16 protein-coding genes are annotated in these 18,092 nt (G+C 36.7%); 5 read left to right on the forward strand and 11 right to left on the reverse strand.

Features of this window, described 5'->3' with window-relative positions; genetic code table 11:
* Nucleotides 1-21: 21 nt before the first annotated feature.
* From EV200_RS06670 to secA, 11 genes are all read right to left on the reverse strand, one after another.
* Nucleotides 22-1,107 (reverse strand): glutaminyl-peptide cyclotransferase, encoded by a 1,086-nt coding sequence (locus EV200_RS06670; RefSeq protein WP_132530367.1) that lies wholly within the window; start codon nt 1,105-1,107, stop codon nt 22-24.
* Nucleotides 1,085-1,450 carry a YraN family protein gene (locus EV200_RS06675; protein ID WP_132530369.1) on the reverse strand — a complete coding sequence of 122 codons (366 nt, stop codon included), beginning with the start codon at nt 1,448-1,450 and terminating at the stop codon, nt 1,085-1,087. The genes EV200_RS06670 and EV200_RS06675 overlap by 23 nt, the downstream gene beginning before the upstream one ends.
* Before the next feature lie 85 nt (nt 1,451-1,535).
* Nucleotides 1,536-3,527, reverse strand: a complete 1,992-nt coding sequence (gene dnaG, locus EV200_RS06680; protein ID WP_132530371.1) for a DNA primase — start codon at nt 3,525-3,527, stop codon at nt 1,536-1,538.
* A 574-nt stretch (nt 3,528-4,101) separates the two neighbouring features.
* Nucleotides 4,102-4,401, reverse strand: coding sequence for a GIY-YIG nuclease family protein (locus tag EV200_RS06685; RefSeq protein ID WP_132530373.1), 300 nt, complete (start codon nt 4,399-4,401; stop codon nt 4,102-4,104).
* Nucleotides 4,402-4,742: 341 nt separating this feature from the next.
* A complete protein-coding gene (locus EV200_RS06690; RefSeq protein WP_132530375.1) occupies nt 4,743-5,402 on the reverse strand; it encodes an SGNH/GDSL hydrolase family protein in 660 nt (219 codons plus the stop codon).
* A 13-nt stretch (nt 5,403-5,415) separates the two neighbouring features.
* Nucleotides 5,416-6,978 (reverse strand): serine hydrolase, encoded by a 1,563-nt coding sequence (locus EV200_RS06695; RefSeq protein WP_132530377.1) that lies wholly within the window; start codon nt 6,976-6,978, stop codon nt 5,416-5,418.
* Nucleotides 6,979-7,033: 55 nt separating this feature from the next.
* Complete coding sequence (locus EV200_RS06700; RefSeq protein WP_132530379.1) at nt 7,034-7,975, reverse strand: hypothetical protein; 942 nt, start codon at nt 7,973-7,975, stop codon at nt 7,034-7,036.
* A gap of 67 nt (nt 7,976-8,042) precedes the next feature.
* A complete protein-coding gene (locus EV200_RS06705; RefSeq protein WP_132530381.1) occupies nt 8,043-9,227 on the reverse strand; it encodes a M20 metallopeptidase family protein in 1,185 nt (394 codons plus the stop codon).
* Nucleotides 9,214-9,654 carry an SPOR domain-containing protein gene (locus tag EV200_RS06710; protein WP_132530383.1) on the reverse strand — a complete coding sequence of 147 codons (441 nt, stop codon included), beginning with the start codon at nt 9,652-9,654 and terminating at the stop codon, nt 9,214-9,216. The genes EV200_RS06705 and EV200_RS06710 overlap by 14 nt, the downstream gene beginning before the upstream one ends.
* Before the next feature lie 314 nt (nt 9,655-9,968).
* Nucleotides 9,969-10,346: a PEGA domain-containing protein gene (locus EV200_RS06715; RefSeq protein WP_132530385.1), complete on the reverse strand. Its 378-nt coding sequence runs from the start codon at nt 10,344-10,346 to the stop codon at nt 9,969-9,971.
* A gap of 284 nt (nt 10,347-10,630) precedes the next feature.
* A complete protein-coding gene (gene secA, locus EV200_RS06720) occupies nt 10,631-13,933 on the reverse strand; it encodes a preprotein translocase subunit SecA (RefSeq protein WP_132530387.1) in 3,303 nt (1,100 codons plus the stop codon).
* Nucleotides 13,934-14,433: 500 nt separating this feature from the next.
* Here secA and EV200_RS06725 point away from each other — a divergent pair, with 500 nt between their 5' ends.
* The 5 genes from EV200_RS06725 to EV200_RS06745 all read left to right on the forward strand — a co-directional run bounded on the left by EV200_RS06725 (nt 14,434) and on the right by EV200_RS06745 (nt 18,049).
* Nucleotides 14,434-15,219, forward strand: a complete 786-nt coding sequence (locus EV200_RS06725) for a sensor histidine kinase (protein ID WP_165877882.1) — start codon at nt 14,434-14,436, stop codon at nt 15,217-15,219.
* Between the two features lie 5 nt (nt 15,220-15,224).
* Entirely contained in the window at nt 15,225-15,932 is a 708-nt protein-coding gene (locus EV200_RS06730; RefSeq protein ID WP_132530391.1) for a LytR/AlgR family response regulator transcription factor, read from the forward strand.
* A gap of 125 nt (nt 15,933-16,057) precedes the next feature.
* Nucleotides 16,058-16,786: a dioxygenase family protein gene (locus EV200_RS06735; protein WP_132530393.1), complete on the forward strand. Its 729-nt coding sequence runs from the start codon at nt 16,058-16,060 to the stop codon at nt 16,784-16,786.
* Nucleotides 16,787-16,850: 64 nt separating this feature from the next.
* Nucleotides 16,851-17,357 (forward strand): hypothetical protein, encoded by a 507-nt coding sequence (locus EV200_RS06740; protein ID WP_132530395.1) that lies wholly within the window; start codon nt 16,851-16,853, stop codon nt 17,355-17,357.
* A 2-nt stretch (nt 17,358-17,359) separates the two neighbouring features.
* The gene (locus EV200_RS06745; RefSeq protein WP_132530397.1) at nt 17,360-18,049 is read left to right on the forward strand and encodes a pirin family protein; all 690 of its coding nucleotides are present in this window, start codon (nt 17,360-17,362) and stop codon (nt 18,047-18,049) included.
* The last annotated feature ends 43 nt before the right edge of the window (nt 18,050-18,092 follow it).

The raw sequence follows: 18,092 nt of genomic DNA on the forward strand, positions 1-18,092 counted from the left end.
ATTGAATATTGCACCAAATATTTATTGCTTTGATATTTTAATTTCGAAAATGTGCGGCCATTTCTTGCCTGTTACATAAAGCTTTTTGGTAGCATGGTCGTAAGCAATTCCGTTCAGCACGTTATTTGCTTTTTCATCATCAGTTTTGAAATAATCATCTGCCAGTAAGCCGCTGAGATTGATTTTGCCTTCAACAGCACCTGTTTCCGGATTAATGATTAAGATATGATTTGTTGTATATACATTGGCATAAATTTTTCCATCAATGTATTCCAATTCGTTTAATTGTTGGATCGCTCCTTTATTGTCAAAAACATCAATCTCGCCAATAGTTTTATAAGTGTTTTTATCTAAAAAGAATATGGTATTGGAACCATCCGTTTTTAAGATCTTTTGCCCATCAAAGTTTAATCCCCAACCTTCTTGTGTGCCTTCATTATACGTAAATTCAGATAATTTCTTAAAAGTCTTTTTATCATATACGAATCCGGTTTTTTCACGGTAGGTTAACTGAACGATTTTATCACCAACCACTGTCATTCCTTCTCCAAAAAACTGTTTATCAAGATCAGCCTTCAATACGATTTTACCCGTAGCCGGATCTACTTTGCGTAAGCTGGAATGGCCATAATCGCCAGCACTTTCATAGAAAAACCCATCATGGTACTCTAAACCTTCTACGTATGAGGAAGTATCATGAGGCAGGGTTTTGATTATTTTATAGCTATACTCTACCGGAGCCTGAGCAGCAAGTATATTAACATTGGATGTTAAATCTTCTGATTTTCCGTCTCCGTAAATTCTAGCCGTAATTAAATGATTGCCCAATTTTAAACCAGCAGTTTTCATTTTAATGGCCATTGTATCGGTTTTGGCTTCAACTTTAGTGCTATCCATCAGGTAAATTACAGAATCTATCTTTCCTTCTTTACCAAAAAGGGCTTTAACCTCAAAATCATTCCCTGATGCAACATTAAGTCCCATCATTGGTGAAATTAAGGACCGATAAGTTTTCGGAGCATCATTTTTACAAGAACCTAAAAAGGCAACGATGATTCCAAAAAGTATAAATGTGCTGATTTGTTTAGTCTTCAGGCCAAAAAGCATCTTCAATATGGTTTAATGTGTAAATATTATTTTTTGTAAAGGTAATGGCAATAATATCAAAACGAATATCATTTTGATGATTCATCATTTCTATATAAGCTGCGGATGCCAATTCCATCTGCTTTTGTTTGGCTTTGTGTACAAAATCTTCTGGTTGACCAAATGCTACTGAAGTTCGGGTTTTAACCTCTACAAAAACCATGATTCTATTTTTATAAGCTATTAAATCTATTTCAGCCTTTCCATGTGTCCAGTTTTCATCCAGAATCTCATAACCATTCGCCTCCAGATAATCTTTGGCAATTGTTTCACCCTGTTTGCCTAAATTGTTGTGAACAGCCATGTATTTGTGTTACGGGTTATAAGTTAAAAATTATAGGGTAACGTCTATTTAACTAATGATCAGTGTTTATCAAAATTGATTTATACTACTTAATAATCGTAATTCCCAGATAATCTGTAATCAATTTTTGAACACGTTTAGCATTGGTATGCTTTATCATTAATTCTTCTTGCTCTTCAATTTTTTCTTTAGTCTTAAGTTCTAAAGTGATTGAGTTTATTATGTAATCAATTTTTCTAAGCTTCAAATGATATATTCCTCCAAGAATTGTTTTCTTTAAATTATTAGCTTCCAAAGGAGTATAAATTTTATGCTTATCTTCCCAATTAGGACTTAAAATATATTGGCTCGTTGATACATTAATAGCTAATTCAGATATCTCTCTATCTTTATTCTGAATGATATCTCTTTCACTAGGCAATTTCCCCATTTCTGCGCTTTCCCAATAATACTTAATTATTCTATCATGAATAGCTTTTTTAAAAATGACATCAGTTAAGTTTTGAAGTATAAAAGATCCGATATAAAGATCTTCATTTTGATCCCAATTAACCAATACGTTCCCAAAAGCTAATATTAGTCTCAAAATTTCTCTTTCTTGAGGCTCATCATCATTAGACTCTGCTAATTTATCGGCTAAATCTAAAGTCCCGGCATTGTCGTCCCACAAATCATCAGGTGGCCCAAGCGGTTCCGGTGCACCTGAGGAATAAGATTGCGGTTGACTACTTTGTGCATTTGCCCGCTGGTTACTTTCAAAATTCTTTTTAACCTTACCAGAGCGGATTTTGTTCAGCTCTGAAAGCAAAACGCTTTCTTCAATTTCAAGTAAATTGCTACTCTCTCTAATGAAAACAGAGGCTTTAATCTGATCTGGAATTTTAGCAATACTTTCTACAATGTCTCGAATAATGCCAGCCCGTTTAATCGGGTCGTCACCAGCGTCCTTCAGTAAAACATTTGCCTTGTAAAGGATAAAATCCTTCCGGTTATTTTCCAGGTAAGTTTTAAAGGCACCCGCACCTACATGATGCATGTAAGAATCGGGATCGTGCCCATCAGGGAAGGAAACAATTTTAACATTGAGTCCTTCTTCCAAAATCATATCCAGACCACGGAGTGAGGCCTTTATTCCAGCTGCATCACCATCAAATAGAATGGTAATATTTTGTGTAAAGCGACCAATTAACTTGATCTGTTCTACCGTTAATGAAGTACCTGAAGAGGCCACTACATTTTCTATTCCAGCTTGGTGAACGGAGAGTACATCGGCATAGCCTTCTGCCAGGTAGCAATTATCTAAATCGCGAATGGCTTTCTTAGCATGAAACAAGCCATATAAAACATTCGATTTATGGTAAATCTCACTTTCGGGTGAATTGACATACTTCGGAACATTCTTGTCGGTTTTTAAAGTTCTGCCACCAAAACCAATAACTCTACCTGTAAAGTTATGAATAGGAAACATCACCCGACCTCGAAAACGATCGTAGATTTTTCCATTATCATTTTTAATCGATAAACCGGTTGATTCTAAAAATTCAAGTTTATGACCGGCATTAGTTGCGTTTTGTGTTAAGGCATCCCAAACATCAGGAGAATAGCCCACTTCAAACTTCTTAAGGATGTCTTCTCTGAATCCACGTTCCTTAAAGTAACTTAAACCAATTCCTTTACCTTCATCTGTTTCCCAAAGTTGTTTAACAAAAAAAGCAGCTGCGTATTGAGATACGATATATAAACTTTCTTTCGCACTTTGCGCTTCTGCTGCCTCTGGAGACAGCTCAGCCTCCTCTACTTCTATGTTATATTTATTGGCTAAAAATTTAAGTGCTTCCGGATAGGAGTATTTCTCATGATCCATGATAAAACGCACCGAATCACCACCCTTGCCACAACCGAAGCATTTGTAAATACCTTTAGTTACCGATACGTGAAAGGAAGGTGTTTTTTCGCCATGAAAAGGACAATTACCAATTAAACTGGTTCCGCGTTTTTTTAAGTGCACAAAATCCCCTACTACCTCCTCTATCCGGGCGGTATCCATTATCTTATCTATCGTTTCGCGGTTGATCATATATTATTATTTTCGTCATTGTGAGGGGCATGACGAAGCAATCTTTTTTGCTTTTATTAAATCACAAGCAGGAAAGATTGCTTCACCCTTTCGCTCAACTTAACCCTTCAGTTCGCAAGGACGACACCGTTTCGTCATTGCGAGGAGGCACGACGAAGCAATCTTTTTTGCTTTATTTATGCTCAATCTTTATCACAAACAGAAAGGATTGCTTCATCCTTTCGCTCAACTTAACCCTTCAGTTCGCAATGACGGCTCCACTTACCGTCATTGCGAGGAGGCACGACGAAGCAATCTTTTTTGTTTTTAATTACTCTTAAATTTTCATCACAAAAGCAGGATAAGATCGCTTCACTCACCCTAACCCTTCTGTTCGCAATGACGACACCCTCTCATCGTCATTGCGAGGAGGCAAGACGAAGCAATCTTTTTTGCTTTATTTACGCTCAATCTTTATCATAAGCAGGAAAGATTGCTTCACCCTTTCGCTCACCCGAACCCTTCAGTTCGCAATGACGCGTCATTGCGAGAAGGCACGACGAAGCAATCTTTTTGTTATCAATCATTTTAATATTTACCATTCTTTAACCTCATCCCATAAATCTTTCCATTCAGGATTTAAGTTTTCAATAAGTTTTATTTTCTTCAACCTGCTTCCGCCTTTAATCCTTTTTTCTTCTGCAATTGCATCCTCAATCGTAGAATAAAAACAAAAATAAACAAGTTTATTAACGTTATATCTTGCAGAAAAAGAATTTGAATGTTCTTTCTCTTTATGTTCCTTCATTCTAGATAAAAGATCTGATGTTACCCCCGTATAGAATGTTGTATGGGTAAAGTTGGTTATAATGTAGACTGTACCACCTCGTTCCATAGGTTTGATTAATTACACTTTTTTTGAAGATTGCTCCACCCTTTCGCTCAACTTAACCCTTCAGTCGCAATGACGACACCACTTACCGTCATTGTGAGGGGGCACGACGAAGCAATCTTTTTTGTTTTTAATTACTCTTAAATTTTCATCACAAAAGCAGGATAGATCGCTTCACTCCTTCACTCACCCTAACCCTTCTGTCCGCAATGACGACACCACTTATCGTCATTGCGAGGAGGCACGACGAAGCAATCTTTTTTGCTTTATTTACGCTCAATCTTATCACAAGCAGGAAAGATTGCTTCATTCGAACTTATCCTTTTTTCGCAAAAACGGATAGATTACTTCACCAACGGCAATAATTGTTCAGCAACTAACTGATTACCTTTTTCATTTAAATGAACCCGATCTGTGGTTAAAATACCTTTTTCTTGATCTTCAAGATTGTTGCTTGCCTCGTAATCAGCAAATACCTTTCTTAAATCACATAGTGGCAGATTGTTCTTTGCCGCCAGTTCCCTAATTCCGGCTGCATATTTATTTAAGTCAGCATCCATCTCGTTTGTACCGTCCTTTTTTTCGCCAATTACAGAAGGCGTACACAACACCACTTTACTTCCAATACCTTGAATTTTATTAATCAGTGCCTGATAAAATTTTAAATACTTATCATAATCAGTTCCGGTATGCGAAGATTGTTTATGCCACACATCATTAATGCCTACATAGATCACCACCAAATCTGGTTTCTTATTTAATACATCATCCTCTAAACGTAAATATAAGTCGTAAATTTTATTACCACCAATGCCGGCCCCTAGCACTTCATACTTTGTTGAATCCAGCTTTCTTTTAAGCAATGTGATATACCCATTTTTAGATACACCCTGTTGGGTAATGGAATCACCGAAGAAAATAATTCGTTTTGGTTTTAACGTCATTGATGTGAAGATCACCAGGCAAAAGCCTATTAAAATTACAGTGCTAAACAGGTTTCTCATAATTTTTTATTGGTTAGGGTTTCTTTTTAAAATCAAGATCTTGGAAATCAAAACTAAAGTCAGTTAGCGGAGAAATGGCCTCTATTTTAAAACCATCAGCAGCGGCATTATTATCCAGACTAAAATTTACAAATGCATCGGCATCCAAACTTCTATCATACCATTTTACGATAAAGGTGTTTCCTTTGTAATAGGTCATATCACCACGAAGCTTAGGTGCATTCTTTGCCTGAAAGTGCATCTTGCCATTTACATCGCTTATTGTTACCTCTCCAAACCAATCATCACGATAGGTTCCGTAATAGTTTTTAGCCTCAGGTTTTGAAGAAATTGCTTTTTGTTGTGCAGCAATATCAGCCCAGACTTTAGCCACCATTTCATTGGCTTCCTTTTCATTATTTAGCCTGTTATCATTGTAGCTTTTAATTCTATCCTGACCTTTTATTCCAAGATAGCCATCTTTAATGGAGTTGGTTATGGCGCTAAATGCTGCACCAGATTGTTGATTGGTTAAAACAATAATACCTAATTTCATTTCCGGAAGGATGGTGACCTGGGTAACAATACCTGATAAACCACCCGTATGCGTAGCCTGGAACTTACCATTCACATTACTTAGAAACCAACCTAGTCCATAGCTGCTAAAGCTAGCCGGATTGCCTCCTGCAATAATGGTTTGTGGTGTCCAAAGTTCTTTGGCAACCGCAGGGCTAAACAATTTTTTATCCCCTTCGGCACCATATTTCCCGCTATTCATCATGGCCATTACCCACTTACTCATATCCGTTACGTTCGAATAGATACCGCCTGCTGCATTTGCTATTTCGCCAAAACTTAATCCAACAGGCAACAGCTTTCCTTCATAAGGTGCATGTCCATCAATCACATTCGATTTATCCTTTAAACGATACCACGACGCGGCAGTTTTGGTCATGCCTAATGGTTTGATGATTCTGCTTTCGATAAAATTTTCATAAGTCATTCCTGAAACCCTGGCCACCACATCACCTGCAACGATGTACATCAGGTTATCATAATCATATTTGGTACGGAAAGAAGAAACAGGCTTTAAATAACGGAGATTATGAATCAGTTGATTTTTGGTTACCGTAGAAGAATCAGGCCAGATCATTAAATCACCAGCTCCAAGACCTAAGCCACTGCGGTGTGTTAACAAATCACGGATGGTAAATTCACTGGTTACGTAAGCATCATACATTTTAAATTCTGGTATCACATCGGTAACTTTCGTATCCCATGTAATTTTTTTCTCGTCAACCAGCATGCCTACTGCAGCTGCAGTGAAAGCCTTTGTATTAGATGCTACACCAAAAAGTGTATTTTCATCAACTTTCTTATTAGTTTTTATAGAACGAACTCCGTAACCTTTCAAATGGATTATTTTCCCATCTTTAATTACAGAAACGGCAATTCCAGGAACGTTAAATGTGGTTAATGTCTTTTCAACCAAACTATCAATTTGATGAGAAGAAAGGATTTGAGCCTGTAAGCTGATGCTACAATAAAGTAAAAGGGCAAGAAGAATTCTAAATTTAAGAAAGGAATGAGATTTCATTTTTACGGGTTTGAATAATGCCTTAAAGATAATAAATCTTTTACGCAAGCCATTCTTACTTCCCTTTTTCCAACTTATAATCTTTATGTACAATAAGGAAACTCGCCCGCTCCTCTTTTTTAAAAGGATAGTCCCAATTTCCCTGATAGGTTATTTTAGTAGGTAGTTTATCCTCACCAAAATAGCCCATTTCAATATTCATTTGTACATTAAAATCGAATAACATATTGCCATATTTCATGTCTACGTATCTTCCAAGAATATTAAAGTTTCGCTTATCGAATATGGTTACCAATTCCCTAATCATGATGCCATCTTTGGTCCAGCTACTTAAATCTGGCTTTACAGAAACTTTAAAACGATAAACCGGAATAGAATCTAGATAGGTACCGCTGGTGAAAGCGTAATCATAATACTGACGCATATTTGCAGTAAAAATTTCAGTTTTGCTTCCAATAAAAGGTACTTTAACCGGGCGGCCTGGGTTAAAAATGAGGGTTTTCAATTTGTCTTTGTAACCTTCATTCGTTCCTCCTTTACCATCACCAGTTGGCGCATTTGGCACGAAGTCGGTATTATAGGCATTCATAAAAATGTAATCAAACATCTCAACCGTATACAACTGATACTTTCCATTTTTCTTATAAACCTTACCGGTATCCTGTTTTACCAGATATTCCATTTTGTAAGGGCCATTATTGTTGTGTTTAATTTTACGATAAATCTTTCCGTCTACCTTATTTTTCTTATCATAAGTGTAAATCCTATTTTCAGCAATAAAACTATAACGTTTCATGTTTCTAAAAGATTGATAAAATGACGTATCATTAATTACCTTATTAATAAAGGTTTCAATATTCAGCTTTTCAGCTTTGATATTAACGGTTGAATCTAACGTAATGGTTTTAATCGTATCAGGATTGAAACGTGGAATTTCCTGTGCAAAACCATTATAAAAAAATGAGGTAATGATCAGGATTAAAAATATTTTCTTCATGCTTGCGTAGCTTGGCAAAAACGATGCCTTATTTAATTTGAGAAACACTAATTCAGACTAACATTGATTAGTTGCCTAATTGTTTCAATGCGATGTATGCCATTAATCCAGTAGAAATTTTCAAGGCATCTTCGTCGATATCAAATTTTGGCGTGTGCACAGAATATTGGGTATCCTTGGCCGCGTTCCCAGTACCTAAACGATAAAAACAAGCATCTGTTATCTGTGAGTAGAAGGAGAAATCTTCTGCCGCCATCCAGATATCCAGATCAACTACATTTTCTTTCCCTAAAAAATCTTCAGCAAAGGATTTAGCATTTGCTGTTAACTTTTCCTCATTAATTAAAAATGGATAACCTTTGTGAATATCAAAATCACAACTTCCACCCATACTTTCGGCCATGCCTTCAGCCATTTTTTTCATGCGTATGTGTGCTTCTGCTCTCCAATCCTCATCCAGCGTTCTGAATGTACCTTCAATTTTCACTTCATTCGGGATAATATTTGTAGCACCATTGGCTGTAACTTTACCAAAAGATAAAACAGAAGGAATACGTGGATCAGCATTACGGCTGACGATTTGTTGCAATGCAATAATGATATGCGAAGCAATCACAACCGGATCGATATTTTGATGTGGCTGCGCACCATGCCCCCCTTTTCCGGTTACGGTTACATATAATTCATCGGTCGATGCCATATAGATTCCCGAACGGAAACCAACTTTGCCAGCATCTATTAAGGGCATTACATGCTGACCAACAATATAATCTGGTTTTGGATTTTCCAGAACCCCTTCTTTGATCATGATACTTGCTCCTCCTGGAAGTAATTCTTCTGCAGGCTGGAAGATAAATTTAATCGTACCACCAAATTCAGCTTTCAGTTGATTTAAAATATAAGCAGTTCCTAATAGAGATGAGGTATGTACATCATGCCCACAGGCATGCATCACGCCGGGGCTCTTAGAAGCATAATGTTTATCACTAACTTCGTTAATGGGCAAGGCATCCATATCACCACGCAAAGCGATCACCTGATCTGATGGCAAATCTCCCTTTAACAAAGCTACAACACCTGTATTGGCACAACTGGTAAATTCGATTCCCCACTGCGTTAACTTTTCTTTAACAAATGCAGAGGTTTCAAATTCATGATAGGACAATTCTGGGTTTGCATGTAAATGCTGACGATAGCCTACTACATCATCAAAAATGGTTGCAGCTAAATCCTTAATTTTATCTTTGATCATCAGTGGTAATATCTAATTGTGGTGCATTGATTTTTTCCCTGAATATAAATAACGTTGGGAAGGTTGGTCTTATTTCACTCATTAATCGCTGGGCTTCTAATCTTGTTCTAAAATCGCCAACCCTAACATAATAGTTTGGTTCTTTATAAATGAGGTAAGTGTTTAACCTTGGATACAATGTTTTAAAGCGTGCCTGTTGATTGAAAACTTCCCGCCGATCGGAACCATAGAAAATCTGAACACGGTATCCATAAGATGAAACGATGGGTTTCCCTATTTTTACTTCACCTGATGTACGATATACATCCACTCTCTTGGCAATCAAACTATCTATTAAAGGATCTTTTATAACCACAACCTCTCCCTTTTGAGCAAGAGCGATATTGATAAAGAAGAAACTGAAGATTAGCGTATACAATATTTTCATGATGGTATGACAGTAGACAAACGAAAATTGTTTTAAAAACAAGAATGCCGAATTCACCGCAAAAATCGGCATTCTTTATGGGTTGTGCAAATGGTTATTATTAGTAGTTTTTGGATCATCAATTCTGGCTGAGCACAGCGAAGCCGAGAAATATTTTAAAATAGTTAATCGGTTAATGACAATTCAAAGATTTCTCTACTGCGGTCGAAATGACAAATTTCCTACTGAATATTATCAACTAAAGGCGTGTTTAAAAAAAGCCAGGTTCATTTCGAAACCTGGCTTTTTGTACTATTTCCATGCTATGAGAAGTCTCAATTTGCTTTCTTTGGTTCTAACTTTAATTCATAAACTTTTGGATCATATTTCATCATTGCGCCAGTAGCTGCATCAACTGCCCAACCAATCAGTCCTAATAAATTTAATACGGCAACAGGATTGAATGCTGGCGTTGGTTGAAAGGTTTTGGTTTCATAACCATCAAGTTTTAAGCTAACCATTGGGCCTGAAAATCCTTTTTTCAATGGAACTGCCATTGGTGTAACACCTACTTTAACTCCATCAACTTCGATATCAGCAGCTGGAGGGTTAGAATTAATCTGAACGTTTTGTTTTGTTCCGGTGAAGATGGTTGCGCAGCTCGAAAGCAGCAATGTTGCCGAGATGGCAACAAGGGTAAATACTTTTTTCATTTTTTGTGTGTGTGTTATGTGTCCCTACTCTTATGGCTTTTCAGTTCCGCCCTGTTTACGGTTCAGCTCCGCTTTTATATTAACCGCGTAAAGAAGTTGCCTACCAACTTCAAAATTGATCAATAGCTTGTAAATACGTTTAAGGATTGTGTTGATTAGAACAAGTAGATGAGTTAAAGTCTACGTCAATAAATATAGTATTAAATCTGAGCATTAAAAACCTATTTGTACAAAAAAGGCCTTGACGAAAGTCAAGGCCTTAATAATGTGCTATATAATTTATCTTACAAATTTGCGCCGTGGCAGTTTTTATATTTTTTACCACTTCCACAAGGGCACAGTTCATTTCTGCCTACTGTTGCTTCTTTACGGATAGGTTGCTGCGGAACAGCTTCACGCGTATCACCAAACTCAATACCTGGTTCTTCTCTACCAAACTCCTGTTTGGTTGTTTGTAACTTAGGTTGTTTTACTGGTGCTGGTGCTTCTCTCAAGTCTTCAGCCTCTTGCTGAACTGGAATACCACCTTTATATAAGAAACTTACTACTTCTTTATTCACTGCATTAAGCATGCTCTTAAATAAGTTGAAGGCTTCCATTTTATAAATAACCAATGGATCTTTCTGCTCATACACCGCATTTTGAACTGATTGTTTCAAATCATCCATTTCACGTAAATGCTCTTTCCAACTGTCGTCAATTAAAGCCAGAACAATTGTTTTCTCGAATGAACGAACAACCTCTTTTCCTTTATTATCGATTGCTTTTTTCAAATCTACTGCAACTTGAATGCCGCGAATACCATCCGTAAATGGAACAACGATTTGTTCAATAAGCTCACCGCGTTCTTCATAAACCTGAGTTAAAACCGGCAAAGATTGTTGAATTACTGCTTCTGATTTACGGGCATAAAAAGCTTCTGCTTCTTCAAATAATTTTTCAGATAGCTGTGCAGCATTGGTTGATGCAAATTCTTTTTCGGTAATGGCGGTATCTAAAGAGAAGTTTTTAATTACTTCTAGTTTGAAACCATCATAATTAGCCTCTTCTTTATATTCTGTTACGATATCTTCAGCAACATCAAAAACCATGTTGTTCATATCCACATCTAAACGTTCGCCAAATAAAGCATTTTTACGTTTAGCATAAATTACAGTACGTTGAGAGTTCATCACATCATCGTACTCCAATAAACGTTTACGAATACCAAAGTTGTTTTCTTCTACTTTTTTCTGTGCACGTTCGATAGACTTGGTAATCATAGAATGTTGAATCACTTCACCATCCTCAATACCCATGCGCACCATAATGCCAGAAATTCTTTCAGATCCAAATAAACGCATTAAGTTATCTTCAAGAGAAACGAAGAACTGTGAAGAACCCGGATCACCCTGACGACCGGCACGACCACGTAACTGTCTGTCAACACGACGTGATTCATGGCGCTCAGTACCTACAATGGCTAAACCACCTGCTTCTTTTACACCTGCACCTAATTTAATATCCGTACCACGACCAGCCATGTTGGTGGCAATGGTAACTGTTCCAGACTGACCAGCTTCAGCAACAATATCAGCCTCCCTCTGGTGCATTTTAGCATTTAATACGTTGTGTTTAATTCCACGAAGTTTAAGCATACGGCTTAACAATTCTGAAATTTCAACAGAAGTTGTACCTACCAGCACCGGACGACCAGCTTGTGTTAACTTTACAATTTCATCAGCAACCGCATTGTACTTTTCACGAACGGTACGGTAAACATAATCCTGCTCATCTCTTCTTGAAATATTTCTATTGGTTGGAATTTCAACAACATCCAGTTTATAGATTGACCAGAACTCACCAGCTTCAGTAGTTGCAGTACCCGTCATACCACAAAGTTTATGGTACATACGGAAATAATTTTGCAAGGTTACGGTAGCATAAGTTTGAGTTGCATCTTCAACTTTAACATTTTCTTTAGCCTCAATCGCCTGATGTAATCCGTCAGAATAACGACGACCATCCATGATACGCCCAGTTTGCTCATCAACAATTTTAATCTTTCCTTCATCGATGATATATTCTACATCAATTTCGAACAAGGTATAAGCTTTTAATAGTTGATTTACAGAGTGAATGCGTTCTGCTTTTACAGAATAATCACGCATTAAAGCATCTTTGGTAGATACTTTTTCTTCTAAAGGCAAGTCTGATTTTTCAAGCTCTGCTACTTCTGTACCTACATCAGGTAAAACAAAGAAATGAGGATCTTCACCTGATTGGGTAATCAACTCAATACCTTTTTCTGTTAATTCTACCTGGTTATTTTTTTCATCAATATAGAAGAACAATTCAGAATCTACCTTAGGCATATTCTTAGATTGATCTGCCATGTAGTAGTTTTCTGTTTTCAACAACAAACCTCGAACACCACTTTCACTTAAGAATTTAATTAGGGCTTTATTTTTTGGCAAACCACGGTAAGCACGTAATAATGCTAAACCACCTTCACCCTCTTCTGTTCCGCTGTTACCAGCGTTAATTAATTTTTTGGCTTCATTTAATGCTTGAGAAACATATGCCTTTTGAGCATTTACCAAACGCTCAATGCGTGGTTTTAACTCATAAAATTCATGTTGATCTCCATGAGGGATCGGGCCTGAGATAATTAACGGTGTACGGGCATCATCAATTAATACTGAATCGACCTCATCCACCATGGCAAAGTGTTGCTTGCGCTGAACCAATTGATCTGGCGTTTGCGACATATTGTCACGCAGGTAATCAAAACCGAACTCGTTATTGGTTCCGTAAGTGATATCTGAAGCATAAGCTTTTCTTCTTTCTTCAGAGTTTGGCTCATGTTTATCGATACAATCTACACTTAAGCCATGAAATTCAAATAATGGACCATTCCATTCACTATCTCTGCGGGCCAGGTAATCATTCACGGTTACGATGTGAACACCTTGTCCGGCAAGTGCATTTAAATATGCTGGTAAAGTACTCACCAGGGTTTTACCCTCACCAGTAGCCATTTCGGCAATTTTACCACTATGTAGAACAATACCACCGATTAACTGTACATCGTAATGAACCATGTTCCATACCACTTCAGTTCCGGCAGCATCCCAACGGTTTGCCCATTGTGCTTTATCACCTACAATTTTAACATTACTTTTGCGTGCTGCATAATCTCTATCAAATTGTGTTGCGGTAACTTCTAAATAATCGTTCTCACTTAAACGGCGAGATGTTTCTTTTACCACTGCAAAAGCTTCAGGAAGAATTTCCAAAAGAACTTTTTCTAATTCAGCATCGCGATCTTTTCCTAAGGCATCAACCTGATCGTAAATGGCCGTTTTTTGATGAAGATCCAGCTCTTCACTTTCAGCATCAGCTTTCAAGGCAGAGATTTTACCATCTATTTCAGTTAAAAAAGCAGATATTCTGCCTTTAAATTCTATCGTTTTACCACGCAACTCATCGTTGCTGAGCGCTGAAAGTTTGCTGTATTCTTCGTTGATTTTAACAACCAATGGCTGAATAGCCTTAATATCTCTTTCTGATTTACTTCCGAAAACCTTCGCTAAAAATCCTAACATTATGTTTTAAATCGTATTTATTATTAAAAAATGGTGTGTTACAACAACCAAGCCATTGCATTGCGCTAGTCAGTTTGGCAGTTATTAGTGGCTAAAATTAAGGATATATTCTAAAATATCAGTTATATTGCTACTGATAAATCAAATCATCTACAGAAAACTTTATATTATCGATACAATTCGTTTTTTTATTTAGTTTATTTTCTATTTGCATAATGTCTAAGAAAGCGATCTTTCAAATTTTAATTGAGTTTATTGCAGCATTATTTATACTGTCGCTGCCGCTTTTAATGCTATTCAGACAAGATTCATTATTTGTTCGGCCAGCAGATTTATTAGTGCCTCATCTGCTATTTTGCTTTTGCATTATAGGTATATATTTCTTGCATGCCTATGTATTATTCCCGAAGCTTTATCTTCAGAAAAAATATTTATTATATTTTTCAAGCCTGATTATTATTTTAATCTTTCTTATTGTAACGAGGCCATTTGATAAGTTTATGCTGCGGAAGAACGAAATGCAGTACCCCAGAGAAATGCCACCCCCACCACCATGGAATTTCCAGAAGAAAGGTATTCCACCACCCATGAAACCAAGGGCTGATTTCATCAGTGTTTTTCTTTACCTTTTAATTATTGTAATCAGTGTAATTAAAGAAACCAATAAGAAATTACAGGAAACCACTAAAAGGGCTTTACAGGCAGAAGCAGAGAAGGCACAGGCAGAATTATCATTTTTAAAGGCGCAGGTGAATCCGCATTTTTTGTACAATACGCTAAACAACATTTACACCCTGGCCATTATTAAAGATGATCACACCGGACCATCTATTATGAAATTATCCAATATTATGCGGTACATTACCGATGAGGCTAATCATGATTTTGTGGGTTTGCAAAATGAAATAGATTGCATTACGGATTTTATCAGCTTACAAAAATTACGCTTAACTAAAAAAACCACGCTGGAGTATCGGTTAGAAGGGTTAATCGGAAACCAGCAGATTGCGCCTTTAATATTAATGGCATTTGTAGAAAATGTGTTTAAATATGGCATTAGCAATCATAAATGTGGAGATTTGGTGATTCATATTAACGTAACAGATACTTCAATTAATTTTTATTGCAAAAATGTACTTTACCCAGATAAGAAAAATACAGAAAGAACAGGAATTGGCTTAGAGAATACTAAAAAGCGTTTACAATATATTTACCCCAACAAACATGTATTAAACGTTTCTGATCACGATGGCTTTTTTACCGTAAACCTTACTATCCACTTTTAAAAGATATGCGTTTAAGATGTATTGCAGTTGATGACGAACCTTTGGCACTATCGCTCATTCAGAGTTATATTATGGCTAATGAAAACCTTGAACTGGTACAAGTTTTTGAAGATGCTATAGCCGCATCTGAATATTTAAATCACACTTCTGTTGATTTATTATTTTTAGACATCAACATGCCTGATATTACGGGCATTAATCTATATAAATCATTGATTCAGAAACCTATGGTTATTTTTACTACAGCTTATAAGAATTTTGCTTTTGAAGGATTTGAACTAAACGCTGTAGATTATCTTTTAAAACCGATTGAATATTTGCGTTTTAAGAAGGCGATTAATAAAACAATAGATTTTTATCAATATCAGCAAACTAACCAGAAGGAAGTTGTTGAGCAGAGTATTTTTGTACATTCAGAATACAGATTGGTTAAAATTGACTTAAAAGACATTTTGTATATTGAAAGCCTGGAAGATTATGTAAAAATACATATCCAGAACAGCAAAATGATTTTAAGTTTAATGCCGCTGAAAAGGTTACTGGAAAAATTACCGGAAGACAAATTTAAACGCATTCATCGCAGTTACGTAGTGCCGGTGAGCAAAGTAAAATCCATACTTAATCGAAAAGCCGAACTTTTAAACGGCGAAATTCTCCCCATCAGCAATACATATGCATCCTTTATTGAAGATTGGCAACAGTTGCAAAGTTAAACCTTAACAATTTTTAACGGGACGTTCATTTACCGACACTTCCATTTAGCTAATCGACACATGTTTGATTGTTGCTACCATATCAAGCAATTTTATCGAACTAACAAAAACATCATTTAAAGGCTATGGAAAGAAAGAATTTTATCAGGAGTTTAATGATTGGAGCAATCTCCACTCCTGTTATTATTGATGCTTGCAAAAAAACAAGTACAGATGGCAGCACAACAGCTGGCTCAGGCACAGCCGGAACAACAACCAGTACTAACGGCTCTTGCACGGTGGCACCTACAGAAACTGAAGGGCCATTTCCGACCAAAACTCCTGCTTCTTATGTGCGCAGTGATATTACTGATGGCAAAATGGGTTATAAATTAAGCATTAAAATCACTATTGGGAATATCAATAACAGTTGTGCGGCATTGGCAGGCGCGATTGTAGATATCTGGCATTGCGATGCAGAAGGCAATTATTCTGAGTATGGTGGCACAGGTATGCAATCAACCAACTATCAATCTGTTCATTTTTTACGTGGCAGGCAAACCACTAATACCGATGGCTTAGTAACCTTTACATCAATTTTTCCTGGCTGGTATAGTGGTAGGGCCACACACATTCATGTACATGTTTACAACACGGCTGGAATATCATTAAGTATTACGCAAATTGCCTTCCCGGAAGGATCCGGAACTGCTTTAGCATTAGTAAATGGCTATAGTAAGGGAATGAGTGGATATACCTATAATAATGCTGATAATGTTTTTAGCGATGATAAAACAGGTGTTGAAATTGCCACAGTAACAGGATCTTTAACTGCTGGTTTCGAATTAAATTTCAAACTAAATGTTAAGGCATAATATTTTTAAATCCTTTATTTTTTTAGACGCTGGCAACGCTCAGCGTCTTTTTTAATTTTATACCATGCCACAAAAAGTAATTACGCTGTGTTATCGAAAAATCATTGATTCAACAGCCACAAATCCATGGGATAAATTTATTCATGAGGATAGTTTTACCGAGCTGAAAATGCAATCGCAGTTCTATAATCAGGAAGGAAAACACAGTACTTTTGCTGAGATCATTTTAAATGTCCCTGGTTCAGAAAAACTTCATTTTCTGGTTAGCGCTGCAATTACGGGATATCTGCAACAGCTCAATGGAATTATTCCAGATGTACTGGATAATCTTGGCAGGCGTTTTCTTACTTTTGAAAACTTTAAATTTGAAATCATTAATTCTGATTTAAATCAAATTGATAAACACAAGGTGGCAATAAATTTCTTTTCCAGGCCCTTATTATGGCATGATAGCATTGATCAATACCTGCTGGTTTCAGCATTTAATAAAAAAACAACAGATGAAATTTTCACCAATCTGTTTCAGATTCAACCATTTGTTAGCATTCATGCTATCAAAAACATCTCATAATTATGGACATCACTTCGGGAAAAATATACCTTGCTGATCAAAGGGGCCTCATAGAAACCTCAATTGCAAAAAGACACTGTACTTTTAACTTCGAAAAGTATTACAATGAGCACAAACAAGCATCAGGAGAACTGTTTATTTGTAATGATGAATCCATTGCCGGAAATAAGCTTACCTTTTTTCTATCCAGGGAAGATTCTTATCAGCTATTTTTTCCTGTTACCGGTGGGTTAGATATGGTGCAGAATGGAAAGGAGTTTTCGATCGAAACTGGCCAGGTGCAGGTTTTAAACGTAGGAAAAGGAGAAGTATTGGAAATCAGTAATCCTTATCCCAATGACGTGGTGAATTATATGCAGATTGGAATTACTACAGATCTGTTTTTACTTCGGGCAAGTGAGATGCTGTTCAATTTCGATTTCGAAAAGAATCCAAACCAGCTGATAGAAATTATATCCAGCTCGAAATTACCTTTTAAATTAAGTGCGGGGATTTTTGCGGGACGGAAAGAAACCACCTATCACCTTCAAAACCCAGAAAACAGATTTTTCTGTTTCATTATTGATGGAGCCTTCGAAATTGAAGGCAGGCTATTGCATGCCCGGGATGGTTTGTCACTTTGGGACGTAACACAAGTGGAATTAGAAGCCTTGAGCAATAACGCCATTATTCTGATATTAGAGCATTTGTAGCAATAAGTTCTCTATATCCTATTCTCTGTTTTCAATCCTCCAT

Source organism: Pedobacter psychrotolerans (genome assembly GCF_004340665.1).
GTDB classification, from domain to species: domain Bacteria; phylum Bacteroidota; class Bacteroidia; order Sphingobacteriales; family Sphingobacteriaceae; genus Pedobacter; species Pedobacter psychrotolerans.